Origin of the sequence: Baekduia soli, assembly GCF_007970665.1 — a bacterium.
GTDB classification, from domain to species: Bacteria; Actinomycetota; Thermoleophilia; order Solirubrobacterales; family Solirubrobacteraceae; genus Baekduia; species Baekduia soli.
This window is the reverse complement of sequence record NZ_CP042430.1, coordinates 2,080,269-2,103,979: the sequence shown is the minus strand read 5'-3', so window position 1 is coordinate 2,103,979 and position 23,711 is coordinate 2,080,269. Positions and strand designations below refer to the sequence as shown.

The window sequence follows — 23,711 nt, the reverse complement described above, 5'->3', positions numbered from 1 at the left end:
GAGCCCCGTTTGAGTCAATGGTTCAGTCCGCAGTCTCGTTGGTCCATCGGGCGCCGTCCCAGTAGCGCAGGCGGTGTTGACCGTGGGGGTCCGGAAGCCATCCTGGGCCGACGACCGTGTGCCCGGAAGGCGCCTCAACGGGCGCGACGCGGGACGAGCGGGCACGCGCGAGCAAGTAGAACGGGACCGCGAAGACGGAGAACAAGAAAGCCATGGCGCCCCAGAACCCGGCGCTTGTCCAGCCGTGCCACGCGCGGCCGTTGGCGTCGTAGAACACGGCGACGACGATCGCCAGCCACACGGCCGCGGGGATCGCCCAGGTCACGGAGTCCTGCCCATCGCTGTGGAACTGCCAGCGGCACATGCGTTCGATGAATCCACGGTCGCAAGGTCTAGTGCATCGACACGACGACACGCCGCCCGCTCGTCATCTACGAGACCGCCGAGGCCCACCCGGGGGACTCCCCCGCGCCTACTCCCGGACACCGCGCCCTAGTCCAGCGTGGAAAAAAAGCTGCGAGCGCTTCCCCGGATTCGGGGCGCCCCGTGGTGTCGTTCCGCCTGCTGTGGAGCCAAGTCCCTCGCTCGACGGTCGTCGAACTGCCGCACAGAACCCGTCCCTCGATCCTGGAGGATCAACATGCTGCACAACTGTCCGAGTCACCTCTCGGTGGGGTCGCGCGGCCTCTGGGCCACGCTTACCGCGTCGTTCGAGTTCGAGGCCCACGAGGTCGAGCTGCTGCGCCTCGCCCTGGAGGCCCTCGACCGCGCCGCCCAGGCCCGCCGGGCTCTCCGCCGCGACGGGGTGTTCGTGCTCGACCGCTTCGACCAGCTCCGGCCTCACCCGGCCGTCGACATCGAGGCGAAGTCCCGGCGCGCGTACGCCGCGCTGATGGCCCAGCTCGACCTCCCCGAGGCCGAGGCCCCCGCCCCGGCACGCCTGAGGAGTGCCTGAGATGGCCGCGCGTAGGCAGGGCACTAGCGGCCCTCCGGCCGCGGTAGCCGAGTACTCGGCGCATCCCGCGCTCGCCTCGGAGCTGGAGGCCCAAGCGGTCCGGTACGCCGCGGCGCGCGACGACCTCCGGGCTCTGTTCCGGGCCGCCGTGATCCACCGACACCTGCACACCGGGGCGCCGGTCCCCGACTGTGGGCCGTGCTCGACCGCTGCGAGGCTCGCCGAGCTGGCCACGGGCGACGGCGCTGAGGACCTCAACATGTACGCCACCGACGACGAGGCGCACCCTTCATGATTATCTCGGTCTGCCACCGGGACGGCACTCAGCGCCTCAGCGACCCGGTCTATGACTGGGACGCCCGGACGATCAAGGGCACGGACCCGGAGATGCCCGGGACGCCCGTCGTGCTCGACCTCGTCGACGTCGCGCACGAGCACCTGATCCTCGACGCCGGATGCGAGCGGTCGTCGGGCTGCCGCCAGGCCCAGGCCGCGGAGCGCAAGCAGCGCCGCCAGGCCGTCGCCGCGAAGAAGGCCGCGCACCGCGCGCGCCTCCAGCCTCGGGCGTCAGCCCCTGGCCCGTCGCTCTGTTCCCCTCCCCCGTTGAAAGGACCCCCCACCATGAGCATGACTCCCCCTGAGCGCGAGACGGTCGTGACGACCTCAGACGCCGACGACACGCTGAGCATCTGGACCGCTCAGCGCCCGATCATCACGAAGCTCCGCAACAACCCCGCGGCGACCCTCGTCGAGGAGGGGAAGCACGACGGTTCGGCCTGGGCTCGGTTCGAGCTGCCCGCGGCGCTGCTCAGCTTCCGGTCGGTGCGCCGGAGCGGAGGGGCAGGGAACCCGGCCGCGCTCGCCGCCGCCCGCGCCACCCGGGCCTGACGTCGCGTCTGTGCTCTAGAACTAGCGCATGTGTCCACGTTCCTTGGCGGAGGGCATCCCCCTAGGGCGACGGCCCACCTCCGGGCCACTTCAGCCCCATTCGCCTCTCCCGGCGGACGGGGCTTCGTCGTGGTTGTGGCCCTCCGGCGGCGTCCACCCATAGCGTGTTACGACGTCTCGTAGTGCCAGGGCTCCCAGGAGTAGCGCTGTACGAAGCCGAACGCCCCCGCGTGGCGCGCCAGCCAGGCGTAGGCCGACGGTGGACCGAGGTCCAGCTCGGTGCCCAGACGGTGCAGCGACGTGCCCGGCCGCGCGACCCACTTGGGGTCGGGGTGGGCGGCGAACAGCCGCGCCTGCTCGCCGTCGGTGCGGAACGCCGAGGTCACCAGCAGGGCCACCCCGTCGCGCCGGGCGGCGGCCGCCATGCGGTCGAACGCCGCCGCGACGTCGGGGCGCATCGGCTTGCCCTGGCGGCGGGCCAGCGGACCGCGGTACTCGCCGGAGAGGTCGCCGCCGGCGCCGGCGAACGGCACCGGGGCGATCTCCGCCGTCGCCGACGCGACGTCGCCCACCCGGCGCCCCGCGGCCCGCAGCGGCTCGGACACCTCCACGGTGATCCGCGTCGGCGCCAGCGCGCGGGCGTCCGGGAAGGTGACGGCGACCGCCGTGACGCCGTTGCGCCGGGCCGTCGAGATCGCCGCGCGGCGCCCGAGCGCGAGGTAGGCGGGACGCTCGAGATGCCGGGGGTTGGCGACCCCGTCGCGCAGCGCGGGCTCGAAGAGCCGCGGCTGCGCGACGCGCATCGCGTCGGCGCCGGCCAGCGCGGCGAGGTCGGCCACGCCGCGGTGGGCCCGGTGGTCGCCCAGGGCGCGGGCGATGCTCCCCAGCGCCGACGCGCCGAGGCAGACCGCGGCCAGCACGACGAGCAGCGCCATGAGCGCCTGCCCGTCCTCGGAGCCCGTCGACCGCATCCCCACCTCAGAGCCCGTGCCCGTCCAGCGCCGCCTCGGCGGCGGCCCGCAGGGCGGGCGCCAGGGCCCAGCCCGCGACGGTCAGCGCCCGGGCCGGGCCGGGCGCCCCGAGCCGCAGGACGCCGGTCGCCCGCGCCACCCGCGCCGCCCCGGTCACGGCCAGGGCCTCGACGCCGTCGGCGGCGCCGGGCACCGTGGCGACCACGACCCGATCCTGAGCCCCCAGCAGCGGGTCCAGCGCGGCGGGCCGTGCGCCGGCCAGCACCACGACGATGGGCACGGGCCCGCAGGCGGCCGCGGCACGGCCGGCGCCCGCCAGCGCGTCGGCGGGCTCGGCGGGCAGCGCGACGTGGGCCAGGCGTCCCGCGGCGGCCGCGACCAGCCCGCGGCGCCCCAGCCGTGCGGCCAGGCGGCGCGCGGTGCGCGTCGCCGTCCCGGGGACCGGCGCGGGCTCGTCCTTCCCGCTCCAGCGGCACACGACGCCCGCGCCCGCGCCGCACCGCCCCAGCGCGGCCAGCGCGAGGGCGGCGCCCGCCAGCCGGGCGCACGAGGGTGGGCACAGCACGGCGAGCACCGTCGGGGCCGCCGCCACCGCCGGCGCCGCCTCGACGCGAGGCATGGCGGGCGGGCGCGCGGGCGCAGCCGGCGCGACGAAGAGGTCGACGAGCCGGCTCATGCCGGCGGTCCGGCGTCGGCATGGGCGCGGGCGGCCAGCAGGCCCGCGCCCGGCAGCAGCGCACGCGGGACGATGCGCACGTCGACCCGCCGGCCGGTGACCCGGACGCTCACGCGGTCGCGGGCCCACCCGGGCGCCGCGGCCCGCACCGCCGCGGCGGGGTCGCCGCCCTGGCGGCGCGCCATCGCCCCGGCCTGCGCGGCCGCGCCGGCGGCCTCACGGGCCGCGCCGGCGGCCAGGAGCTGGGCCACGGCGAGCACGACGAGCACGACGACCGGCAGCAGCGCGACGAGCTCGACGCCGGCCTGGCCGTCCTGCGCGGACGCCCTCACGCCTGCGGCTCCATCCGCGCGCGGGCGCCGACGGACCCCAGCGCGCCCCGGTGGCCCACCACGACGGGGACCGTGACGCGCACCCGGACGCCGTCGCCGCCGTCGCGCGTGACGCGCAGCCCGCGCCGCAGGTCGGCGGGCAGGGCCCGGCGGGCCGCCGGTTCCGGGTCGGCGCCCAGGGCCCGCGCGCGGGCGGCCTCGCGCGCCGCGCCGCCGGCCAGCCACGCCGCCTGGCCGGCGAGGACGGCCTGCCAGAGCGCCAGCGCGACGAGCGCCAGGACGGGGAGCAGGCCGAGCAGCTCGACGGTGGCCTGGCCCTCCTGCGCGCGTGATCTCGGCATGGCCCGAGCTTCCGGGTCGGCGCGTGCCGCAACCACGCGCTCGTGTCACGAATCCGCGCAGCAGCTGCGACGGGACGGCGCAGGTGCGCCGGGCGCCGGCGGCTCAGTACCCGTACGAGCGGTGGTGCTTCCAGACGGCGTAGACGGCGGCCGCCGCGCCGAGGAGCAGCACGAAGAACACGAGCGTGCCGACGCTGGTGCCCAGCAGGCGCCCGCGCCCGGCCAGCGCCACGACCACGGCGCCCAGGGCGCCGTAGAGCAGGGCGCGGTGACGATCGCCCAGGCCGAAGATCGCCACGCGGTTCTCGCGGTAGAAGCGCACCGCGAGCAGCACGAAGATCACGCCGATCGCCACGCCCAGCAGCGAGGAGACGAACGTCGCCGACTTCCCCCCGCCGGGCAGGAACGCGACCGCGGCGGCCAGGGCCAGGACGATCGCGACGTTGCGCAGGGCGGTGCGGCTCACGCGCCCCAGGGTACTCGTCGCGCGAGGCCGCTAGGAGCTCAGGACGCGCAGGTCGCCGGCCGCCTCGGCGTCCAGGAGCAGCGCGGAGGGCGCCGGGCCGTCGGCGGGCTCCACCTCGGCGGCCAGCCGCTCGCGGCGCGCGGGCTCGCTGCCCTCCACAGCCTCGGCGGCGAAGCGGTAGCCCACCCCGAAGTGCGTGTGGATGTAGCGCCACTCCGGCGAGGCCTTCTCGAGCTTCTGGCGCAGCTTGCGCACGAAGACGTCGACGGACCGGTCGCCGCGGGCCATCGCGTAGCCCCAGACGCGCTGGTAGATCTCCTCGCGCTCGAGTACCCGGCCCTCGGAGGCGGCGAGCAGCTCGATGAGCTCGAACTCGCGGCGCGTGAGGTCGACGGACACGCCGTCGACGAAGGCCTGGAAGCGATCGGAGCGGATCTCGAGCTCGCCGGCGGCGACCGGGGTGCGCTCCTCGCGGGCGTCCGAGCGCCGGCGGCGGCGCACCACGGACTCCACGCGGGCGATGAGCTCCTCCGGGTGGCAGGGCTTGCTCAGCCAGTCGTCGGCGCCCAGGCGCAGGCCGCGGACCCGCTGGGCCACCGTGGACTGCCCGGTGCACACGACGATGCCCAGGCCCGGCAGCTCGTTGCAGAGTCGCTCGAGGTAGTCCCAGGCGCCGGGGCCCAGGATCGCGAGGTCGACCACCAGCGCGCTGAGGCGCATGGCCACGATCGTCGGCACCGGCACCGCCGAGGCCAGCGTGCGGTGCTCCCACCCCAGCCGCTCCAGGCGCTTGTCGAGCACCTGCAGGAATCCGGAGTCACTGTCGATCACCGCGATGCGGAGCGGCTGCCCCGCGGATGTGCGTTCCGTCGTCATCTGCGCAGCAGTGTAAGCGCCGCGGGGGTCGACGAAGGTCGAGTTCCCTGCGCTGTTCTCAGGATGTTCACACCCGAAAGATCGTGACGGTCCGCACGACCGCACGGTGTGGGCGGCTCCGCAGCCGGGTCAGGCGGGCGCGGCGGGATGCGACGAGTCCGAGAACTCGCGGAACAGCCCGGTGACGACGAACGCGGTCTGCTCCCCGATGTCGACGGCGTTGTCGCCGATGCGCTCGATCGCGCGCGCCACCATGATCATGTGCATGGCCCACTCGCGGGTGTCGGGGTCGGTCCCCACGTCGATGGCCAGCTGGAAGATCTCGCGGTTGAGCGCGTTGACCTCGCTGTCGCGCACGACGAGGTCCTCGGCCAGCGCGACGTCGCGCCCCGCGAACGCGCTCTTGGCCTGGGTGACCTCCCACCGCGCGCCCCGCCCCATGCGCAGCACGCGATCGAGGATCTCGCCGTGCACCGGCGGCTCGTGGCCGGTCAGCGGGATGGTCTTGGCGATGTTCACGCACTGGTCGCCCATGCGCTCGATGTTCTTCATCACGTGCAGCAGCGCCGCGACGATCCGCAGGTCGCCGGCGACCGGCGCCTGGAGGGCGAAGAGCGACAGCAGGCCCTGGTGGACCTCGAGGTATCGGCCGTCGATGAGGTCGTCGTTGGCGATGACCATGGAGGCCAGCTCGACGTCCTGGTGCTGGATGGCCTCCAGGACGCGGTCGAGCTGGGCGGCCACGAGGTCCAGGCCGCCGAGCGCCTGGGCCTCGACGCGGGCGAGCTCGTCGGCGAAGTGCTGGCGCGTGCCGCCGGGCATCAGCCGAACTTCCCGGTGACGTACTGCTCCGTGCGCTCGTCGGACGGCGTGGTGAAGACCTTCTCGGTCGGTGCGTGCTCGATGAGCTCGCCCAGCAGGAAGAACGCCGTCGTGTCGGCGACACGGGCGGCCTGCTGCATGTTGTGGGTGACGATGATGATCGTGAACCGCGCCTTGAGGTCCTCGATGAGCTCCTCGACCTTCAGCGTGGCGATCGGGTCCAGGGCCGAGCAGGGCTCGTCCATGAGGATCACCGCGGGCTGCACCGCGATCGTGCGGGCGATGCACAGGCGCTGCTGCTGGCCGCCGGAGAGGCCGATGCCGGGCCGGTCCAGGCGGTCCTTGACCTCCTCCCACAGCCCCGCGCCGCGCAGCGACTCCTCGACGCGCTCCTTGAGGTCGACGCCCTTGACGCCGTTGAGCTTGAGGCCCGCGGCCACGTTGTCGAAGATCGACATGGTGGGGAACGGGTTGGGCTTCTGGAAGACCATGCCGATCGCGCGGCGCACGGCGACCACGTCGACGCCCGGGGCGTAGATGTCGGCGTCGTCGAGCAGGACCTTGCCCTCGGCGCGCGCCTTGGGGATCTCCTCGTGCATGCGGTTCAGGCACCGCAGCACGGTGGACTTCCCGCAGCCCGACGGGCCGATCATCGCGGTGACGCGGTTGGCCGCGTACTCGATGGACACGTCCTTGATGGCGTGGTTGTCGCCGTAGTAGGCCTCCAGCCCCCGCACGCTGATGCCCGGCGCGGCGCGCTGGACCTCCACGGGCGGCTGGGCGGTGGCGGCCTGGCCGGCACGCGAGGGCAGCGGCGCGCGGGCGGCGGAGGAGGAGCCGGGGTCGGCGGGGCGCTGTTCGTCCATGGTGAAGGTGTCCGTGTGGTCGGTCACGAGAGTCGGCTCCGGCGCGACGCGAGCCGCGCGACCGTGGTGGTGAGCAGGATGAGCGCGACGAGCGTGAGGGCCGAGCCCCACGCGCGCTGCACGAGCTGGTTGTTGGGGGATCCGACGTCGGTGTAGATCTGCACGGGCAGCGAGTTCATGCGCTGGCCGAGGTCGAACGTGGTCCCGTTGACGATCGTGGCGGTGAACAGCAGCGGCGCGGTCTCGCCCGCCGCGCGGGCGACGGCCAGCAGCGAGCCGGTGATCAGGCCCGGCAGCGCCGTGGGCAGCACGACCTTGAGCACGACGCGCCAGCGCGGCGTCCCCAGGGCCAGCGCGGCCTCGCGCAGGCTGTCGGGCACCAGCAGCAGCACCACCTCGGCCGAGCGGGTGACGACCGGGAGCATGAGCAGCGCCAGCGCGATCGCGCCCTTCCAGCCGGCGAAGGAGCTGCCGCCCCAGCCGCCGAGGACGAGCGTCACGTAGATGAACAGGCCGAAGACGATGGACGGCACGCCCGTCATCACGTCGACGAAGTAGCGCACGGCGTAGGCGAACCGGCCGGTCCGGCCATACTCGACGAGGTACAGGCCGACGCCCCAGCCGAACGGGATCGCGATGACCGAGGCCAGCGCGACCATCTCGATCGTCCCCAGCAGGGCGGACTTGATGCCACCCTGGTCGCCGAGGAAGTTGCCGGTCGGGTCGGTGCTGAAGAACTCCCAGCTCCAGGCGCCCAGGCCCTTCTTGAGCAGGTACCAGATGACGAGCACGAGCGGGATGAGCGCGATGATCGTCGCGGCGAGCAGCACGACCCGCATGACGCGGTCGGTCGCGGCCCGGCGGGGGCTGTCCAGGGTGAGCGTGGTCATGCGACGGCCGAGGGGACGGTCTTGACGGGGCGGTTGTTCTTGTTCTCGGCCCGGCGCACGAGCCCGCGGGCGACGGCGTTGACCAGGAGCGTCAGCACGAAGAGCACGAGGCCGGCGGCGATGAGCGCCCCGGCGTGCAGCTTGTCGTTGGCGGCCTCGCCGAACTCGTTGGCGATGACGGCGGCCAGCGTGTAGCCCTGGTCGAAGATCTGCTTGCCGATCGTCGGCGAGTTGCCGATGACCAGCGTCACCGCGATGGTCTCGCCGATCGCGCGGCCCAGGCCGAGCATCGCGGCGCCGGTGATGCCCGAGCGCGAGTAGGGCAGCACGGCCATGCGGATCATCTCCCAGCGCGTGGCACCCAGGGCCAGCGAGGCCTCCTTGAGGTCCGGCGGGACCGTCGACATGACCTCGCGCGAGATCGCCGAGACGATCGGCAGGATCATGATCGCCAGGATCAGGCCGGCGATGAAGTAGTTGGGGCCCGCGACGCTGCCGCCGACCAGCGGCAGGAACGAGAAGGTGTCGCTGAACCACTGCTCGGCGGGCTTGAGCTTCGGGATGAGCACGAAGATGCCCCAGAGGCCGTAGACGACCGAGGGCACCGCGGCGAGCAGCTCGACCAACACGGTGAGCGGCGCGCGCAGGCGCCGTGGGCACAGCTCGGTGACGTACAGCGCGGAGGCGACGGCGATCGGCACGCCGATGAGCAGCGCGATCGCGGCGGTGATGATCGTGCCGGCGACCAGCGGCCAGGCGCCGAAGATGGCCTTGGACGGGTTCCAGTCGTTCGTGAACAGGAACGAGAGGACGCCCTGGTGGCTCAGCGCCGGGCTCGCCTTGGTGATGAGGAAGACGAAGAAGAAGGCGATGAGCGCCAGGATCAGCGCCGCCAGCGCCGTCAGGGACCAGCGGAACAGCGGATCTGCGCGGCGCGCCGACGGCGAGCGCTCGAGGACCGAGCGCTCGCCGTGCCGCAGATCGGGGGTGGTCGCGGCCATCAGCTCCCGATCGCGGCGCCGTTGCACTGCATCGCGTCGACCGCCGCCTGGTCCTTGGCCTTCAGGCTGTCGGGGATCGGGGCGTAGGACAGCTTCTTGATCGTGTCCTGGCCGGCGCCGAGCAGGTAGCTCATCATCGCCTTCAGGCCCTTGGCCTTCGTGGCGTCCATGCCCGCCTTGCACGGGTCGGCGTAGGTGATCGCGAACGTCTGGGAGACGATCGGGTAGGCCTTGGCGTTGGGGGAGTCGATCGTGCTCACGCCCAGGTCGGTCGGGATGTCGATGCCGTCCGCCGCGGCCGAGGTGCTCTCCAGCGTCGGCGCGACGAAGGCGCCGGACTTGTTCTTGACGTCGGCGAACGTGAAGCCGTTCTGCAGGGCGTAGGCCTGCTCGACGTAGCCGATCGCCCCGTCGGTCTGCTTGACCGCGGCCGCGACGCCGTCGTTGCCCTTGGCGCCGGTGCCCGTGGGCCACTTGATGTCCTTGTCCACGCCGGGGCCCGACTTCCACTCCGGGGAGTACGCGGCCAGGAAGCCGGTGAACCCCTTGGTCGTGCCCGAGGAGTCCGAGCGGTGGACGACGGTGATCTTCGTGGACGGGATCGTCATGCCGCCGTTGAGCGCCTTGATGGCCGGGTCGTCCCAGGTCTTGATCGTGCCCAGGTAGATCTTGGCCAGCGTCGCGCCGTCGAGCTTGAGGCCGCTCTTGACGCCGTTGAGGTTGTAGGACGCCGTGATCGCGCCGAGCGCGAAGGGGATCTGGATCGGCTCGCCCTTCTTGATCGTCGCCTTGTCGTCGGCCGTCAGGGCGGGATCGGAGCCGGCGAAGTCGACGGTGCCCGCGCTGAACTGCGAGACGCCGGCGCCCGAGCCCACGCCCTGGTAGTTGATGGTCAGGCCCTGCCCCTTGAGGTCGCTGCCGACCTGCTGGTAGATGGGGGCGGCGAACGTGGAGCCGGCGCCGTTGAGGGTGGCCTTGACCGACGAGCCCGAGCTGCTGCTGGCGCCGTTGGCGGTCGTGCTGCTGGAGTTGTCGTTGCTGCTGCTGCCACAGGCGGCGACGCCGGTGGCGAGGGCGGCGGCCACGGTGGCCGCCACGAGAGAACGTGAGCTCACGTCTGCACTGCTCCTTGATCGTTGTGTCGCCGGGCAGGCTGACGTGGCCACGCCCTCATCCTGTTACCGCGATGTCGACGAGTTGTGAAAGAGGTGTGAAGGCTCCGGGGTGAACCGGTAGCCGAACCCCACATGCGTGTGGATGAAGGCCCACGCGGGCAGTGCGGTCTCGAGCTTGACGCGCAGCTTGTGGACGTAGACGTCGATCGACCGGTCGCCGTCGCGCAGCTCGCCGCCCCAGACGAGGCGATAGAGCTCCGCGCGGGAGACGATGCGCCCCGTCCGCTGCACGAGCGCGACAAGCAGCCCGAACTCCCGGACCGAGAGCGTCAGCGCGCGGCCGGCGGCGAGCACCAGCCCGTCCTGCGGGCGGATCTCGAGCTCGCCGGCGAGCAGGACGTCGCGGACCTCGCCTGTGTGTGCAGCCTCCATCGTCCTGGAGGATCCGGCCGGAGCCCCGGTGGGCGGTTACCGTCCGGTGAACCCGTTGTGAACGAGTCGTGAAGACCTTGGCCGATCGCGGGCCGCCCACCTACGCTCGGCGGCGGATGGCGCTCTTCCGCTCAACTGACACCGGGGTCTTCGAGCTCTTCGAGGAGTCCGGCCGCAACGTGCAGCGGGCCACCCTGCTGCTGCGCGACCTGCTCGCCGACTACCCGGAGCACGCCCATCTCGCCCGCGACCTCCTGCTCTGCGAGCAGGAGGGCGACCGCATCACCCACGACCTGATCCACCGCCTCAACGGCGGCGGGACGGGCCGCCCGCCGATGAACCCCGCCGACGGCCACCTGCTGGCCACGACGCTGGACGACATCGTCGACTACGCCGAGCAGGCCGCCGACGAGCTGGTCCTCTACGCCGTCGAGGCGCCGATGGAGCAGGCCGGCGCGATCGCCGACGTGCTCGTCGGGGCGGGCGAGCAGGTGGCCCGCGCGCTGCGCACGCTGCGCTCAGGCGCCGACCTGGCGCCCCACCTGGTCGAGATCCACCGGCTGGAGAACGAGGGCGACCGCCTGAGCCGCGAGGCGCTGGCCTCCCTGTTCGCCACGGGCATCGACCCGATGGTCGTCATCCGGTGGAAGGACATCTTCGAGACCCTCGAGCAGAGCGTGGACGCCTGCGAGAAGGTCGCCCACGTCCTGGAGGGCATCTCGCTCAAGCGCCGGCGCTGACGCGCTGGCATCATCGGCCTCCTCGTGGAGATCGAGCGCAAGTTCCTCGTGGCGCAGCCGCCGGACGACCTCGGCACGTGGTCGGCCCAGCGGATCGAGCAGGGCTACCTGGCGATCACGCCCGACGTCGAGGTGCGCGTCCGCCGGCGCGACCGCAGGGCGACGCTGACGGTCAAGTCCGCGCCGGGCCTCGTGCGGGTCGAGGAGGAGCTGGCCATCGAGTCCGCCCGCTTCGACGCGCTGTGGGCGCTGACCGAGGGTCGTCGCGTGGTCAAGACCCGCCACAGCACGCAGGCCGGCCCGGGCGTCGTGCTCGAGCTCGACGTCTACGAGGGCGCGCTGCAGGGCCTGCGCACCCTCGAGGTCGAGTTCGCCGACGAGGCCGCCGCCCGTGCCTTCGCCCCCCCGCGTGGGTGGAGCGCGAGGTCACCGGCGATCCTCGATACGCGAACCAGACGCTGGCGACGTCGGGACGGCCCTGAGCCGTCCCCGGACGCACCGAGGGCCGGCGCGGGACCCGAGAGGTCCCACACCGGCCCGGTGACCGCGGTGCGGTGGCCGGTGACCGTCAGCCCTGCTGGAGCCGGTTGACGGTGGCCACGCCAGCCTTGTAGACGACGCCCGGGATCGGGGCGAAGTCCAGCGCCGGGCCGAACTTCTGGCCGATGCCCATCGCGTACAGCACGAAGAGCCGGATGGAGCTGGCCTTCGGCGAGCTCTTCGGCACGATCGCGTACGTGAACGTCGAGAGCGGGTAGGCGAGCTTGAGGCGCTTGGGCGGGTTGACGATGTGCATCTCGTTGCTCGCCGGGACGCGCTTGACGACGCTCGCCGCCGCCGAGATGTTCTTCAGGTTCGGGTACACGAACTTCCCGGCCTGGTTCTGCAGCGCCGCGACGCTGAGCCCGTGCGCGATGACGTAGGCCGCCGAGATGTAGGCGATCCCGCCGTTGGTCGAGCCGAGCACCGCCGTCACGCCGTCGTTGCCCTTCCCGCCGACGCCCTTGGGGAAGCTCACGGCCGTCGCGTTGCCGACCTTCGCCTTCCAGGGAGCGCTGACCCGCTGCATCAGGTCGGTGAAGGCGTACGTGTCGCCCGATCCGTCGCTGCGGTAGATCGGGGTGATCCCCAGGTTGGGGAGCTTGACGCCCGGGTTGAGCTTCTTGATCCCGCGATCGTTCCAGTTGGTGATCGTGCCCAGGTAGATCTTGGCGACGATGGCCGGGCTCAGGTTGAGGCGCTTGACGCCCTTGACGTTGAAGGCGACCGCGGTGGCCGTCAGCCCCCAGGGAACCTGCACGCAGCCGTTGCAGGTCTGCGCCTGCGCCGGCGTCAGCGGAGCGTCGGACGCCCCGAAGTCGACCGTGCGGGCCGAGATCTGCGAGATCCCGGCACCGGAGCCGACGGCCCCGTAGGTGACCGTGATGCTGTGCCTGGCCTCGAAGTCCTGAGCCCAGTTGCTCATCAGCGGTGCTACGAGGGTGGAGCCGGCGCCGGTGAGCGAGCCGTTGGCGTCGGAGGCCATCGCGCTGGACGCGATGCCTCCCGACGCGCTCGCGGTCAGGACCGCGAGCGTAAGACCGAGGAACCTACTGCGGTTCACGTTGTTCCCTTTCGCCTCGAGTGAGGGTGTTCGTTGTCGGGGGCGAGCATCACGGTCCACAGGTGCACAACCTGTTGTGAGGTTGTTTCCGGCGTGTGCACAAGCGGTGAACGAGCGGTTCGGGCGTCCGTCGCCCATCTAGTCTGCGGCGCAATGTCCGTGACGGTCGGTCCTGGGGCGCCTCCGCGCCGGCGCGCACGAGCGCGTGTGACCCCGAGGGTCAACGACCGACTCGGCAACTCGCTGCTGCGCGGCCTGGCCATCCTCGCGGCCCTGCTGACGTGCGCGCTGATCCTCGAGATCACCTATCAGCTCGTCAGCGGCTCGCGCCTGGCGCTGTCGCACTTCGGGCTCGGGTTCCTGGTCCACAGCCAGTGGAAGCCCAACTTCGACGTCTTCGGCGCCACGACGCTGCTGTTCGGCACGGCCGTCAGCTCGGCGATGGCGCTGCTGATCGCCACGCCGGTCTCGGTCGCCATCGGCCTCTACCTGAGCCTGCTGGCCCCGCGCGGGGTGCGCGGCGTCGTCGGCGCCCTGGTCGAGATGCTGGCCGCCATCCCGAGCGTGATCCTCGGCTTCTGGGGCATCCTCGTGCTCGGCCCGTTCCTCCGGGACCACATCGAGCCGTGGCTGCACCGGACGCTGGGCTTCATCCCGCTGTTCGGTCCACCGTCGAGCAGCGGCAGCAGCCTGTTCACCGCCGGTCTGATCCTGACGGTCATGATCGTCCCGATCATCGCCTCGATCAGCCGCGACCTGTTCCGCACGGTCCCCCGTGAGCTGCAGGACGGCGCGGCCGCGCTGGGCGCCACGCGCTGGGAGATCGTCCGCGGCGTCATCCTCCCCTCGACCGCGTCGGGGGTCGCCTCCGCCGCCTGCCTCGGCCTCGGCCGGGCGCTCGGCGAGGCCATCGCCGTCACCCAGGTGATCGGTGCGGGCAACGAGGTCCACACCTCCCTCTTCACCACCGGCGACACGCTCGCCAGCCGCATCGCCAACCAGTTCCAGGGGGCGTCGACCAAGCTGCAGACGTCGTCGCTGTTCTATCTGGCCCTGATCCTGCTCGTCATCGGGCTCACCACGAACCTCGCGGCGCAGTGGATCGGACGCCGCTACGACGTCCAGAGGCAGGCCGGCCGATGACCGACGCGCTCGACGACGCGCCGCGGCCGTTCGACCCCGAGGCCCCGCTGACCGCCTCGGGGAACCTGCGGTGGCGAGGCGTGGTCAACGTGCTGGCCGAGGCCGGGGCGACGGCGGCGGCGCTGCTGGCCGTGGCCGTCCTGGGCATTCTGGTCTTCGCGGTCGTCAAGCGTGGGGGCGGCGCGATCACCGTCGACTTCCTGACGAAGTCGCCGCCGCTGTTCGGCGGCCCGGGCGGCGGCATCGCGCCCGCCATCGTCGGCACCGCCATCATCGTGCTGCTGGCCACGGCGATCGCGACCCCGGTCGGCATCCTCGTGGCGATCTACGTGACCGAGTTCGCGCGCCCGCGCACCGCCCGGCCGATCCGGCTCGCGCTGGACATGCTCAACGGCCTGCCGTCGATCGTCATCGGCCTGTTCGTCTTCGGCCTGCTCGTCGCCGGGCACGGCCAGAGCGGCTTCGCCGGCTCGTTCGCGCTGGCCATCATCATGATCCCGCTGATCGCCCGCGCGACGCAGGAGATGCTGCTGCTCGTCCCGCCCCAGTTGCGGGAGGCCGCGGATGCGCTGGGGGTCAGCCGCTGGCGCAGCGTGCTGGGCATCGTCGTCCCCAGTGCCCTCGGCGGCATCGTCACCGGCGTGGTCCTGGCCATTGCGCGCGCCGCCGGGGAGACCGCACCGCTCATCTTCGCGACGTCCATCTTCAACACCTCCATGAACACCAATCCCTTCGGCCACGCGCTGGCCAACATCCCCGTGTCGATCTTCACCCTCTCAGAGCAGGCCGACCCGTCAGGCTACGAGCGCGCCTGGGGCGCGGCCCTCGTGCTCCTCGTGTTCATCCTCGCGACCAACGTCCTGGCCCGTGCCGTGCTCGCGCGCAGCCAGTCCAAGGTGTCGGCATGACCGCCTCGGGGCTGGACGGCCGCCCGGGCGTGGGCGACGACGCCGTCCCGGCGCGGCTGCGGATCCGGACCGGGCCGCTGCCCAGCGCCGAGGGGATGGCAGGCGCGCGGCGGGCACCGCGCCAGGTGGTCTTCGAGGCGCGCGACGTCAAGGTCTCCTACGGGGGCAAGCCCGCCATCGCGGGGGTCGACGTGAAGATCTACGGCAACCTGGTCACCGCGATCATCGGCCCGTCGGGCTGCGGCAAGTCGACGTTCCTGCGCAGCCTCAACCGCCTCAACGACTCCGTCAAGGGCTTCACGCTGGACGGACAGGTCCTCTACCGCGGGCACGACGTCTACGGCGGAGGCGTCGACCGCGTCGAGGTCCGGCGCCGCATCGGCATGGTCTTCCAGAAGCCCAACCCGTTCCCGAAGTCCATCTACGACAACATCGCCTGGGCGCCGCGCAACCTCGGGATGAAGTCGGACCTGGACGAGCGCGTCGAGAAGGCGCTGCGCGGGGCGGCGCTCTGGGACGAGGTCAAGGACCGGCTGCGCCAGAGCGCGCTGGGGCTCTCGGGCGGACAGCAGCAGCGGCTGTGCATCGCACGGGCGATCGCCATCGAGCCCGACGTGCTGCTGCTCGACGAGCCGGCGTCGGCGCTGGACCCGATCGCCACCGCCGCGATCGAGGACCTGATGCACACCCTCAAACGCCGCTACACGATCGTCATCGTCACGCACAACATGCAGCAGGCCGCGCGCGTCGCCGACCGGACCGCCTTCTTCAGCCTGGACGTGATCGACGACCGCCGGGTCGGCACCCTGGTCGAGTACGACGACACCGAGGTCATCTTCGGCCGGGCCGCCGACACGCGGACCCGGGACTACGTCAGCGGTCGCTTCGGCTAGGACGCGGCGATCGCGTCGCTGGAGACCTGCTCGAGCAGCCCGGCGCCGCACTGCCAACAGAACACGGCGCCGCCGCTGTGCGGCGCGCGGCAGACCAGGCACGATCCGGCGGCGCCCGTCTCCTCCATGCGCAAGATGCGCTCGACCTCGCCGAGCTCGGACTCGGCCTCCTGCAGGGCCGCGGCGCGCCGGACGAGGACATCGGTGCGGATCCGGTTGCGGACGGCCATCTCGTACACGAGGCCGCCGAGGTCCCACTGCAACTCGGCGACCTGGGCCGTCAGCTGCTCCCGGCGGCGGCGGAGATCGACGCTGCGGTCGTCCGGGGCGGCGGCCAGGACCGGCGGAAGCGGAGCGGTCGGGGCCGGCGCGAGGCCGTGCGCGTGCGCGCGCCGCAGCCGCCGGGCGTCGAGGGTGCGCTTGATCATCGCTCGTGGACCTGCCTCGTGTCGGGGTCGACGCTCACGGGCCGAAGAAGTCGCCGGTGAACTTGCCGTTCTTGTAGCCCTTGCCCGTGCCGGAGCTTCCGACCTGGACGACCTTCGGCGGCGTCTTGGCCGCCGCCCTGGTCGTGGCGCCGGCCGCCTTGGCCGCGCTGTCGGTCGTCTTCTTGGCCTTGGAGCTCGCGGTGGCGCCGGAGGAGGCCGGCGTCGACGTGCTCGCCACCGGCGACCCCGCGGCCACGGCGCCACCGCCCCCGGCCAGGGTCACGACCTGGACCGGCGGGGCCTTGGCGGACTGGTCGCTGGTGTTCGAGCGCCCGATGAGGACGCCGACCCCGACGGCGAGCAGGAGCGTGCCGATGCCGGCGATCAGGGTGCTGCCGGACGAGACGCGCGAGCCCCGGGCCCGCGCCGGCGGAGCCTGGAGGGGCAGCGGTTCGGGCGGCCTGCCGTTCATGACCGGAAGCCGCGGGTCGCCCCGGCGCTCCCCGCACTCCAGGCAGTAGCGCTGGTCGGTGGCCAGGCGGGATCCGCACGCGGCGCAGAGATCGGCCGAGACCGGCGCCAGCAGCGTGGGCATGACGTCCGTGGTGGAGGTGATGGTGCTGTCCATGGTGTGCGCGACCGGGCGCCCAGAGCGTGCGCCGGGTCGTGGAGGAGCAGTCTGAGGGCCGTGCGTTGCGAAGTTGTGAAACAACGGTTGCCGCCGGCGGCGTCTCCGGATGTTCACAGCGCGGACGTGGGGGCACGGCAGAGTGCCGCCCTGCGTGTCCCTGCCCCCGCCCGATCCGCGCGCCCCGGTCGCGTCCGTCCGCGCCTGCGCGGAGTGCGGCGCCGCGCTGGCCGGCGATCAGCGCTACTGCCTGGACTGCGGCGCCCGGCACGGCGCGCTGCCGCCGGGCATCGCGGGCCTGCTCGGCTCGGTCGGCGCCATCGCCTCCACCGATGCGGAGGACCACGCCGACGCGCCGCCCGACGGCTGGTCGATGCCCGCGCCGCGGGTCGCGGCGATCGCGGTGATGGGCCTGCTGGCCGCGGGCGTGCTGTTGGGCTCGTTCCTCAGCCCGACCGCGCCGAGCGAGGCCAGCGCGCCGGTGCTCGTCGCCCTCTCCTCCCCGCCGGCTGCGCCGGCTCCGGCGCCCGTGCCCGCTCCGGTGCCGCCCATCGTGCCCGACAGCGCCCCCGCCCCGAGCCCGGATGCGGGCTCGAGCGACGCGTCCTCGGCCCCCGCCACGACGACCGAGGAGCCGGCCACCCCCCCGGACGGAGCCCCCGACAGCTCGGCCGGCGACGGCACGATCCCGCCCCCCGTCAAGCACGTCTTCCTCATCGTGCTCTCGGCCCACGGCTACGACGCGACGTTCGGCAGCCGATCGGCGGCGCCGTACCTGGCCAGGACGCTGACCGGCAAGGGCGAGCTCATCGCCAACTACTACGGGGTGGCCCAGAGCGAGCTGGCCAACGGGATCGCGCTCATCAGCGGCCAGGGGCCCACGGCGCAGACGACCGCCAACTGCCCCCAGTACGCGGACATCGTCCCGGCGACCGTCGGCCAGGGACAGCAGGTGCTCGGCGACGGCTGCGTGTACCCGGCGGCAACCGGGACGCTGGCCAGCCAGCTCGATGCCGCGCACAGGAGCTGGAAGGCCTATGTCGAGGATCTGGGCAACGGCCCGCCCGAGGCACCCACGACCTGCCGGCATCCGGCGCCGGGCACCCTCGACGCCGAGCAGTCGCCCCGGCCGGGCGACGCCTACGTGACCTGGCGCAACCCCTTCGTGTACTTCCACGGCCTGACCGACGGGACGGCGTGCGCCCAGGACGACGTCGCGCTGTCCCAGCTCGACCTCGACCTGACGTCGGCGGCGACGACGCCGTCGGTGTCCTACATCGTGCCGAGCCGCTGCCACGACGGCAGCGACGTGCCCTGCGCGCCGGGACAGCCGGCCGGGCTGGCCGCGGCAGACGGGTTCCTCAGGACGCTCGTGCCGCGGATCATGCGCTCGGCGGCCTACCAGGACGGCGGCCTGATCGCGATCACGTCCGACCAGGCACCGCAGACGGGCCCGAACGCCGACGCGGGGTCGTGCTGCAACACACCGGACTACCCCAACCTCGTGGCGTCGTCGACGACCACGCCGGCGAGCACGCCCGTACCCGGCCCGAGCGTCACGGCACCGGGCGATCCGAGCGCGGTCGATCCCGCGGCCGTCGACGTGGCGGTGGATCCCGCCGGCGGCGCCCTGCCCGCGGGGAGCAGCGCCGCGCCGGCGAGCACGGCGACGGCCGGCAGCACGACGGCTCCCGCGAGCGCCACCACGCCCGACGGGACCCTCGCTCCGGCGCCCCCGGGCGGCGGTCGGGTCGGGCTGCTCCTGCTCTCCGCGTTCGTCAAGCCCGGGAGCACGAACATCTCCGACTCCTACAACCACTACTCGCTGCTGCGCAGCATCGAGGACCTGTTCGGGCTGGACCATCTCGGCCTCGCCGGCGATCCGTCGCTGCCGTCGTTCGACAAGGCCGTCTACAACAACGCCGGCTGAGGACCCGGCGTCGCGCTCGGTGCCTCGCCGGGCAGCAGCCGTGACAACGCCCCCGCCGCCAGCACGAACGCGGCCGAGGCCCACAGGCAGGCCTGCAGGCCCTGCCACTGGTACAGCGCCCCGGAGAGCACCGTGCCCGCCAGGCGCCCGCCAGCGTTGGCCATGTAGTAGAAGCCGACGTTCATGGCGACCTTGTCGCCTTCGGCGTAGGCCAGGATGAGGTAGGAGTGCACGGCGGAGTTCAGGGCGAAGACGACGCCGAACGCCAGCAGGCCCACGACGATGACCGTCACCGGGTCGGCACCGGCGGCCATCGTCGCCGCGATCGCCGCCGGGAACAGCGCCAGGACGAAGGCCAGGCCCGTCGCCGTCCGCCCGTCGGGATCGCCGCCCGCGCGCGCCGACCGTCGCCGCAGGAGGTTCGGTGCAGCGGCCTGCACGACGCCGTAGCCGATCGTCCAGACCGCGAGGAAGCCGCCCGCCATCCAGAACGACCAGCCGTGCTCGGTGCGGAAGAACACCGGCAGGCCCACGACGAACCAGACGTCCCGCGAGGCGAACAGGAAGATGCGTGCACCCGCCAGGACGTTGACGGCGCGGGTGTTGGAGAACATGTGGCGGAACTTCGCCTTGGCGTCGGGACGGCCGAGGTCGCCCCGCATCGCGACGACCACCGTGACCAGCCCGGTGGCGACCAGCACCATCAGCACGGCCAGCGCGCTGCGGAACCCGATCACGCTGAGCAGCAGCGCACCCAGGAAGAAGCCGACGCCCTTCAGCGCGTTCTTGGAGCCGGTGAGGATCGCGACCCACTTGTAGAGCGCTCCGGGGGCGTCGCCGGGCACGACGAGCTTGACCGCGCTCTTGGAGCTCATCTTCGTCAGGTCCTTGGCGATGCCCGACAGCGCCTGTGCGGCCATCACGTAGGCCACCACGAGCCAGCCGGCGGGGACGACGGCGAGCATCCCGAGCGCCACGAGCTGGGTCCCCAGGCCCATCAGCAGCGTCGCCCTGAGGCCGAAGCGGGCGGCGACGAACCCGCCGACCAGGTTGGTGATGATGCCGAAGACCTCGTAGAAGAGGAACAGCATCGCCACCTTGAACGGGCTGTAGCCCCGCTCGTAGAAGAAGAACAGCACCAGCATGCGGCTGGCGCCGTCGGCGATCGTGTCGGCCCAGTAGGCGCCGGTGACGATCGCGTAGTTGCGCAGGTCCCCACGGGGCCGCGTGACCCCGGCGCTCGGGGCTGCGCTCATCGCCCGCCGGCCTCCCCGGCCGCGACGATGCCCGCGAGCTCGACCATGCGGTTGGCGTAGCCCCATTCGTTGTCGTACCAGGCCAGCACCTTGACCTGGGTCCCGTCGGTGACCAGCGTCGAGAGCGCGTCGACGACGCCCGAGCGCGGGTCGTCGACGTAGTCCACCGACACCAGGGGGCGCTCCTCGTAGCCGAGGATCCCGGCCAGCGGCCCCTCGGCCGCGGCCGCGGCCAGCAGCCCGTTGACCTCGTCGACCGTCGTGGGCCGGGCGACCTCGAAGACCGCGTCGGTGAGCGAGGCGTTCACGAGCGGGACGCGCACCGCGAGCCCGTCCAGCTTGCCCTGCAGCTCGGGGAAGATCAGCCCGATCGCCGTGGCCGACCCCGTCGTGGTCGGGATGAGCGACACCGAGGCCGCGCGGGCCCGCCGCAGGTCCTTGTGCGGCGCGTCGACGACGGTCTGGGTGTTCGTCATGTCGTGCAGCGTCGTGATCGAGCCGCGGCGGATGCCCAGCCCCTCGTGCAGCACCTTGACGACCGGCGCCAGGCAGTTCGTCGTGCACGAGGCGGCGGTGACGACGTCGTGCACCGCGGGGTCGTAGCGGTCGTGGTTGACGCCGACGACGACGTTGAGCGCGCGGTCGTCCTCGACCGGCGCGGCGACGACCACCTTGCCGACCCCGCGCGCGAAGTACGGGGCCAGGGCGTCCATGGTGCGGAAGCGGCCCGAGCACTCCAGCACGAGCTCGACCCCGTGCTCGTTCCAGGCCACGGCGCCCGGCTCGGCGGCCTCCGAGAAGCCCAGGGCGTGGCCGTCGATCCGCAGCATGCCGCCCTCGCCGTAGACCTCGCGGGCCCAGCGCCCGTGGACGGAGTCGAACTCGAGCAGGTGCGCGGCGGTGCCCGCGCCGCCCTTGGCCTCGTTGACGTGCACGACCTCGAGGCCGAGGTCAGGCCGGCCCCAGAGCGCGCGCAGCGCGAGGCGGCCCATGCGGCCGAAGCCGTTGATGGCGATGCGGGTCATGGTACGGCGGGCTCCCGGGGTGTGACTGGCGGTGGCAGGGTCGTCATGGCGGCGGCGCGATCGAGCTCGGCGAGGAGGCCCGGACGACCTGGGGGTGCACGTGGCCCCCGGGGTCGGCCTTGCTGCCGGCCGCCAGCGCGTGATGGCGGCCGGCGGCCGCCCGTCGCAGCAGCGCGGCGCTCATCTGCGAGCGCCCGGCGTCGGCCCGGCACACGAACAGGACGGTGGCCATCAGGCGACCTCCGCGCGGCCGGGGACGCCCGCGACGGGCGGGCCGTCGACCTCGCCGGTCCCGAACCAGCGGCGACCGAGCCACAGCGCCACGTAGACCAGCGACACGAGCACCGGGACCTCGATGAGCGGGCCCACGACGCCCGCCAGCGCCTGCCCCGACGTGGCCCCGAAGACCCCGACGCAGACCGCGATCGCCAGCTCGAAGTTGTTCGACGCCGCGGTGAAGGCGAGCGTGGCCGTCCGCGCGTACCCGAGGCCGAGGGCGCGTCCCAGCCAGAAGCTGGAGAAGAACATCATCAGGAAGTAGACGAGCAGCGGCACCGCGATCAGCACCACGTCGAGCGGCGCCGACGTGATGGCGTCGCCCTGGATGGCGAACAGCATCACGATCGTGAACAGGAGCCCGTAGAGGGCGATGGGTCCAATGCGCGGCAGGAAGCGCTGGCGGTACCAGGCCTCGCCGCGCCGGCCGATGCCCACCCGGCGCGTCAGGAACCCGGCGGCCAGCGGGATGCCGAGGAAGATGAGCACGGTCCGCGCCACCTCCCACAGCGAGACGTCCAGGCCCTGGGTGTCCAGGCCCAGCAGCTGCGGCAGCCCGGTCAGGTAGAGCCAGCCCAGCAGGGAGAAGGCCAGGATCTGGAACAGCGAGTTGATGGCCACCAGCAGCGCCGTCGCCTCGGCGTCGGCCTTGGCCAGGTCCGACCAGATCAGCACCATGGCGATGCACCGCGCGAGCCCGACGATGATCAGGCCGGTGCGGTACTCGGGATGGCCCGAGAGGAAGATCCAGGCCAGCGCGAACATCAGCAGCGGCCCGACGACCCAGTTCAGCGCGATCGACGCACCGATCATCCGCGGCTGGCCGGTGATCTGCCCGAGCTCCTCGTAGCGGACCTTGGCCAGCACCGGGTACATCATCAACAACAGGCCAACGGCGATGGGCAGCGAGACCGTGCCGACCCGCAGCGCGTCGAGGGCGTCGTCGAAGCCGGGGAAGATCGCGCCCAGCGCCAGGCCCGCGGCCATCGCCGCCGCGATCCACAACGGCAGGAACCGGTCCAGCGTCGACAGGCGCCCAATGACCGCCGGGCCATCGGCGGCCGGCGCCGGCGCGACCGTGGCGCCACGGCGCATGGGCCCTCAGCCGGCCTTGCGGGCGCGGACGATCGCCGCGCCCGCGTGCTCGTGGACGCGATGGGTCTCGCGGATCTCGACGTCGGTCAGGCCGGCGGCGGCCAGCGCGTCCTCGAACTCGCGGCGGGTCAGCGCCCCCGCAATGCAGCCGGTCCACTGCGCCATGTCGGCGCGGGTGGCGTCGTCCATGTCCTCGTCGGCGATGACGTCGGAGACGGCGAAGCGGCCGCCCGGCGCCAGCACGCGGGCCACCTCGCGCAGGACCCTGGGCTTGTCGCCGGAGAGGTTGATCACGCAGTTGGAGATCACGACGTCGACGGAGCGGTCGGGGAGCGGGATGTCCTCGATATGGCCCTTGACGAACTCGACGTTGGACGCCCCGGCCTGCTCGGCGTTGCCGCGGGCCAGGGCCAGCATCTCGTCGGTCATGTCCAGTCCGATGGCCCGGCCGGTCGCGCCGACGCGCGCGGCGGAGATGAGGACGTCGGCGCCGGCGCCCGAGCCGAGGTCGAGCACGGTCTCCCCCTCGTGCAGGTCGGCGACCGCGGTCGGGACGCCACAGCCCAGCGAGGCGCTGACCGCCGCCTCGGGGGCGGAGCCGGCCTCGTCGTCGTCGTACAGCACGCTGCCGAAGACCGGGCGGCCGGCGGCGTCGGCGGTGGCCACCGGGCCGCAGCAGTTGCCGGGCGCGCGCGCGGACTGTGCGGCGGCCAGCGCGGCGGCGGCGTACTTGCGGCGCACCGTCTCGCGGACGTCGGCGTCGGCAGGCGCGCAGCAGGGGTCGGTCACGTCAGCCATGCGGTGAGCTCCTCCAGGGAGTCGTCGAGGACGTAGTAGTAGGCCCAGAGTCCGCGTCGCTCGGTGCCGATCACGCCGGCGTTGACGAGGATCTTGAGGTGCTTGGACAGCGCGGGCTGGCTCATGGAGAACAGCGGCAGCAGCTCGCACTGGCACACGGCCTCGGGCGCCGACGTGCGCAGCGCGTCGACGATCCGCAGGCGCGTAGGGTCGGCCAGGGCCTTGGCCAGCACGGCCAGGTGGGCCGCCGCCTCCGGCCCCAGCTGCGGCTCGACGGCGGGCGAGCAGCAGCCGCCGGGCCGGCGCTCGCGCGGGGTCAGGACGGGGGCTTGCACGGCGGCCATGTCGCGACCATAA

31 protein-coding genes are annotated in these 23,711 nt (G+C 72.9%); 9 read left to right on the top strand and 22 right to left on the bottom strand.

The genetic code is table 11. The features are described from left to right. Nucleotides 1-22 precede the first annotated feature (22 nt). A complete protein-coding gene (locus tag FSW04_RS09880) occupies nucleotides 23-364 on the bottom strand; it encodes a DUF2510 domain-containing protein (protein WP_146918766.1) in 342 nt (113 codons plus the stop codon). Nucleotides 365-640: 276 nt separating this feature from the next. Here FSW04_RS09880 and FSW04_RS09875 point away from each other — a divergent pair, with 276 nt between their 5' ends. The 3 genes from FSW04_RS09875 to FSW04_RS09865 are packed head-to-tail and all read left to right on the top strand — an operon-like array spanning nucleotide 641 to nucleotide 1,843. Then, nucleotides 641-955, top strand: a complete 315-nt coding sequence (locus FSW04_RS09875) for a hypothetical protein (RefSeq protein WP_146918764.1) — start codon at nucleotides 641-643, stop codon at nucleotides 953-955. Nucleotide 956: 1 nt separating this feature from the next. After that, nucleotides 957-1,250 (top strand): hypothetical protein, encoded by a 294-nt coding sequence (locus FSW04_RS09870; RefSeq protein ID WP_146918762.1) that lies wholly within the window; start codon nucleotides 957-959, stop codon nucleotides 1,248-1,250. Further along, nucleotides 1,247-1,843, top strand: a complete 597-nt coding sequence (locus FSW04_RS09865) for a hypothetical protein (RefSeq protein WP_146918760.1) — start codon at nucleotides 1,247-1,249, stop codon at nucleotides 1,841-1,843. Before FSW04_RS09870 ends, FSW04_RS09865 begins: the two co-directional genes overlap by 4 nt. A gap of 167 nt (nucleotides 1,844-2,010) precedes the next feature. Here FSW04_RS09865 and FSW04_RS09860 read toward each other — a convergent pair whose 3' ends face one another. The 12 genes from FSW04_RS09860 to FSW04_RS09805 all read right to left on the bottom strand — a co-directional run bounded on the left by FSW04_RS09860 (nucleotide 2,011) and on the right by FSW04_RS09805 (nucleotide 10,631). After that, complete coding sequence (locus FSW04_RS09860; protein ID WP_146918758.1) at nucleotides 2,011-2,814, bottom strand: D-alanyl-D-alanine carboxypeptidase family protein; 804 nt, start codon at nucleotides 2,812-2,814, stop codon at nucleotides 2,011-2,013. 7 nt (nucleotides 2,815-2,821) lie between these two features. After that, entirely contained in the window at nucleotides 2,822-3,490 is a 669-nt protein-coding gene (locus FSW04_RS09855; protein ID WP_146918756.1) for a hypothetical protein, read from the bottom strand. Continuing rightward, nucleotides 3,487-3,822, bottom strand: coding sequence for a hypothetical protein (locus tag FSW04_RS09850; RefSeq protein ID WP_146918754.1), 336 nt, complete (start codon nucleotides 3,820-3,822; stop codon nucleotides 3,487-3,489). The genes FSW04_RS09855 and FSW04_RS09850 overlap by 4 nt, the downstream gene beginning before the upstream one ends. Continuing rightward, nucleotides 3,819-4,163: a pilus assembly protein gene (locus FSW04_RS09845; protein WP_146918752.1), complete on the bottom strand. Its 345-nt coding sequence runs from the start codon at nucleotides 4,161-4,163 to the stop codon at nucleotides 3,819-3,821. The genes FSW04_RS09850 and FSW04_RS09845 overlap by 4 nt, the downstream gene beginning before the upstream one ends. Before the next feature lie 103 nt (nucleotides 4,164-4,266). Continuing rightward, complete coding sequence (locus FSW04_RS09840; RefSeq protein ID WP_146918750.1) at nucleotides 4,267-4,629, bottom strand: hypothetical protein; 363 nt, start codon at nucleotides 4,627-4,629, stop codon at nucleotides 4,267-4,269. 30 nt (nucleotides 4,630-4,659) lie between these two features. After that, nucleotides 4,660-5,505 (bottom strand): response regulator transcription factor, encoded by an 846-nt coding sequence (locus FSW04_RS09835; RefSeq protein WP_146918748.1) that lies wholly within the window; start codon nucleotides 5,503-5,505, stop codon nucleotides 4,660-4,662. Between the two features lie 129 nt (nucleotides 5,506-5,634). After that, complete coding sequence (phoU, locus tag FSW04_RS09830; RefSeq protein WP_146918746.1) at nucleotides 5,635-6,327, bottom strand: phosphate signaling complex protein PhoU; 693 nt, start codon at nucleotides 6,325-6,327, stop codon at nucleotides 5,635-5,637. Further along, nucleotides 6,327-7,220: a phosphate ABC transporter ATP-binding protein PstB gene (gene pstB / locus FSW04_RS09825; protein ID WP_228431096.1), complete on the bottom strand. Its 894-nt coding sequence runs from the start codon at nucleotides 7,218-7,220 to the stop codon at nucleotides 6,327-6,329. The genes phoU and pstB (FSW04_RS09825) overlap by 1 nt, the downstream gene beginning before the upstream one ends. Continuing rightward, nucleotides 7,217-8,083 carry a phosphate ABC transporter permease PstA gene (pstA, locus tag FSW04_RS09820; protein WP_146918744.1) on the bottom strand — a complete coding sequence of 289 codons (867 nt, stop codon included), beginning with the start codon at nucleotides 8,081-8,083 and terminating at the stop codon, nucleotides 7,217-7,219. The genes pstB (FSW04_RS09825) and pstA (FSW04_RS09820) overlap by 4 nt, the downstream gene beginning before the upstream one ends. Continuing rightward, nucleotides 8,080-9,084, bottom strand: coding sequence for a phosphate ABC transporter permease subunit PstC (gene pstC / locus FSW04_RS09815; RefSeq protein ID WP_146918742.1), 1,005 nt, complete (start codon nucleotides 9,082-9,084; stop codon nucleotides 8,080-8,082). The genes pstA (FSW04_RS09820) and pstC (FSW04_RS09815) overlap by 4 nt, the downstream gene beginning before the upstream one ends. Continuing rightward, on the bottom strand, nucleotides 9,084-10,199 hold the full coding sequence (gene pstS, locus FSW04_RS09810) for a phosphate ABC transporter substrate-binding protein PstS (RefSeq protein WP_187369377.1): 1,116 nt from the start codon (nucleotides 10,197-10,199) through the stop codon (nucleotides 9,084-9,086). Before pstS (FSW04_RS09810) ends, pstC (FSW04_RS09815) begins: the two co-directional genes overlap by 1 nt. A gap of 63 nt (nucleotides 10,200-10,262) precedes the next feature. After that, a complete protein-coding gene (locus FSW04_RS09805; RefSeq protein ID WP_146918738.1) occupies nucleotides 10,263-10,631 on the bottom strand; it encodes a winged helix-turn-helix domain-containing protein in 369 nt (122 codons plus the stop codon). Nucleotides 10,632-10,747: 116 nt separating this feature from the next. Here FSW04_RS09805 and FSW04_RS09800 point away from each other — a divergent pair, with 116 nt between their 5' ends. Continuing rightward, nucleotides 10,748-11,371 carry a DUF47 domain-containing protein gene (locus tag FSW04_RS09800; protein ID WP_146918736.1) on the top strand — a complete coding sequence of 208 codons (624 nt, stop codon included), beginning with the start codon at nucleotides 10,748-10,750 and terminating at the stop codon, nucleotides 11,369-11,371. Between the two features lie 24 nt (nucleotides 11,372-11,395). Next, entirely contained in the window at nucleotides 11,396-11,962 is a 567-nt protein-coding gene (locus FSW04_RS25815) for a CYTH domain-containing protein (protein WP_228431094.1), read from the top strand. On the opposite strand, the gene pstS (FSW04_RS09795) is transcribed toward FSW04_RS25815, so the two are convergent. Continuing rightward, on the bottom strand, nucleotides 11,940-12,836 hold the full coding sequence (pstS, locus tag FSW04_RS09795; RefSeq protein ID WP_187369376.1) for a phosphate ABC transporter substrate-binding protein PstS: 897 nt from the start codon (nucleotides 12,834-12,836) through the stop codon (nucleotides 11,940-11,942). The two genes, FSW04_RS25815 and pstS (FSW04_RS09795), sit on opposite strands and share 23 nt — an antisense overlap. A gap of 345 nt (nucleotides 12,837-13,181) precedes the next feature. On the opposite strand from pstS (FSW04_RS09795), the gene pstC (FSW04_RS09790) reads away from it, so the two are divergent. From pstC (FSW04_RS09790) to pstB (FSW04_RS09780), 3 genes are all read left to right on the top strand, one after another. After that, nucleotides 13,182-14,117: a phosphate ABC transporter permease subunit PstC gene (pstC, locus tag FSW04_RS09790; RefSeq protein WP_187369375.1), complete on the top strand. Its 936-nt coding sequence runs from the start codon at nucleotides 13,182-13,184 to the stop codon at nucleotides 14,115-14,117. Next, nucleotides 14,114-15,025: a phosphate ABC transporter permease PstA gene (gene pstA / locus FSW04_RS09785; protein WP_146918729.1), complete on the top strand. Its 912-nt coding sequence runs from the start codon at nucleotides 14,114-14,116 to the stop codon at nucleotides 15,023-15,025. The genes pstC (FSW04_RS09790) and pstA (FSW04_RS09785) overlap by 4 nt, the downstream gene beginning before the upstream one ends. 95 nt (nucleotides 15,026-15,120) lie before the next feature. Beyond that, nucleotides 15,121-15,918 (top strand): phosphate ABC transporter ATP-binding protein PstB, encoded by a 798-nt coding sequence (gene pstB, locus FSW04_RS09780; RefSeq protein ID WP_146923633.1) that lies wholly within the window; start codon nucleotides 15,121-15,123, stop codon nucleotides 15,916-15,918. Here the strand turns inward: pstB (FSW04_RS09780) and FSW04_RS09775 are convergent. Both FSW04_RS09775 and FSW04_RS09770 read right to left on the bottom strand, forming a co-directional pair. Further along, complete coding sequence (locus FSW04_RS09775) at nucleotides 15,915-16,346, bottom strand: hypothetical protein (protein ID WP_146918727.1); 432 nt, start codon at nucleotides 16,344-16,346, stop codon at nucleotides 15,915-15,917. The two genes, pstB (FSW04_RS09780) and FSW04_RS09775, sit on opposite strands and share 4 nt — an antisense overlap. Before the next feature lie 34 nt (nucleotides 16,347-16,380). Continuing rightward, nucleotides 16,381-16,974, bottom strand: a complete 594-nt coding sequence (locus tag FSW04_RS09770) for a hypothetical protein (RefSeq protein ID WP_146918725.1) — start codon at nucleotides 16,972-16,974, stop codon at nucleotides 16,381-16,383. A gap of 154 nt (nucleotides 16,975-17,128) precedes the next feature. Between FSW04_RS09770 and FSW04_RS25810 the strand changes: the two genes are divergently transcribed. Continuing rightward, nucleotides 17,129-18,904: a hypothetical protein gene (locus FSW04_RS25810; protein WP_187369374.1), complete on the top strand. Its 1,776-nt coding sequence runs from the start codon at nucleotides 17,129-17,131 to the stop codon at nucleotides 18,902-18,904. Here the strand turns inward: FSW04_RS25810 and arsJ are convergent. From arsJ to FSW04_RS09730, 6 genes are read right to left on the bottom strand one after another with little or no spacing between them, the layout of a single operon-like run. Next, the gene (gene arsJ, locus FSW04_RS09755) at nucleotides 18,886-20,160 is read right to left on the bottom strand and encodes an organoarsenical effux MFS transporter ArsJ (protein WP_146918719.1); all 1,275 of its coding nucleotides are present in this window, start codon (nucleotides 20,158-20,160) and stop codon (nucleotides 18,886-18,888) included. The two genes, FSW04_RS25810 and arsJ, sit on opposite strands and share 19 nt — an antisense overlap. Further along, entirely contained in the window at nucleotides 20,157-21,185 is a 1,029-nt protein-coding gene (locus tag FSW04_RS09750; RefSeq protein ID WP_146918717.1) for an ArsJ-associated glyceraldehyde-3-phosphate dehydrogenase, read from the bottom strand. The genes arsJ and FSW04_RS09750 overlap by 4 nt, the downstream gene beginning before the upstream one ends. A gap of 43 nt (nucleotides 21,186-21,228) precedes the next feature. Continuing rightward, nucleotides 21,229-21,417 (bottom strand): arsenate reductase/protein-tyrosine-phosphatase family protein, encoded by a 189-nt coding sequence (locus FSW04_RS09745; RefSeq protein WP_146918715.1) that lies wholly within the window; start codon nucleotides 21,415-21,417, stop codon nucleotides 21,229-21,231. After that, complete coding sequence (gene arsB, locus FSW04_RS09740) at nucleotides 21,417-22,556, bottom strand: ACR3 family arsenite efflux transporter (RefSeq protein ID WP_146918713.1); 1,140 nt, start codon at nucleotides 22,554-22,556, stop codon at nucleotides 21,417-21,419. The genes FSW04_RS09745 and arsB overlap by 1 nt, the downstream gene beginning before the upstream one ends. Before the next feature lie 6 nt (nucleotides 22,557-22,562). Next, nucleotides 22,563-23,354 carry an arsenite methyltransferase gene (arsM, locus tag FSW04_RS09735; protein WP_146918711.1) on the bottom strand — a complete coding sequence of 264 codons (792 nt, stop codon included), beginning with the start codon at nucleotides 23,352-23,354 and terminating at the stop codon, nucleotides 22,563-22,565. Beyond that, entirely contained in the window at nucleotides 23,342-23,698 is a 357-nt protein-coding gene (locus FSW04_RS09730) for an ArsR/SmtB family transcription factor (RefSeq protein ID WP_146918709.1), read from the bottom strand. The genes arsM and FSW04_RS09730 overlap by 13 nt, the downstream gene beginning before the upstream one ends. Nucleotides 23,699-23,711 lie beyond the last annotated feature (13 nt).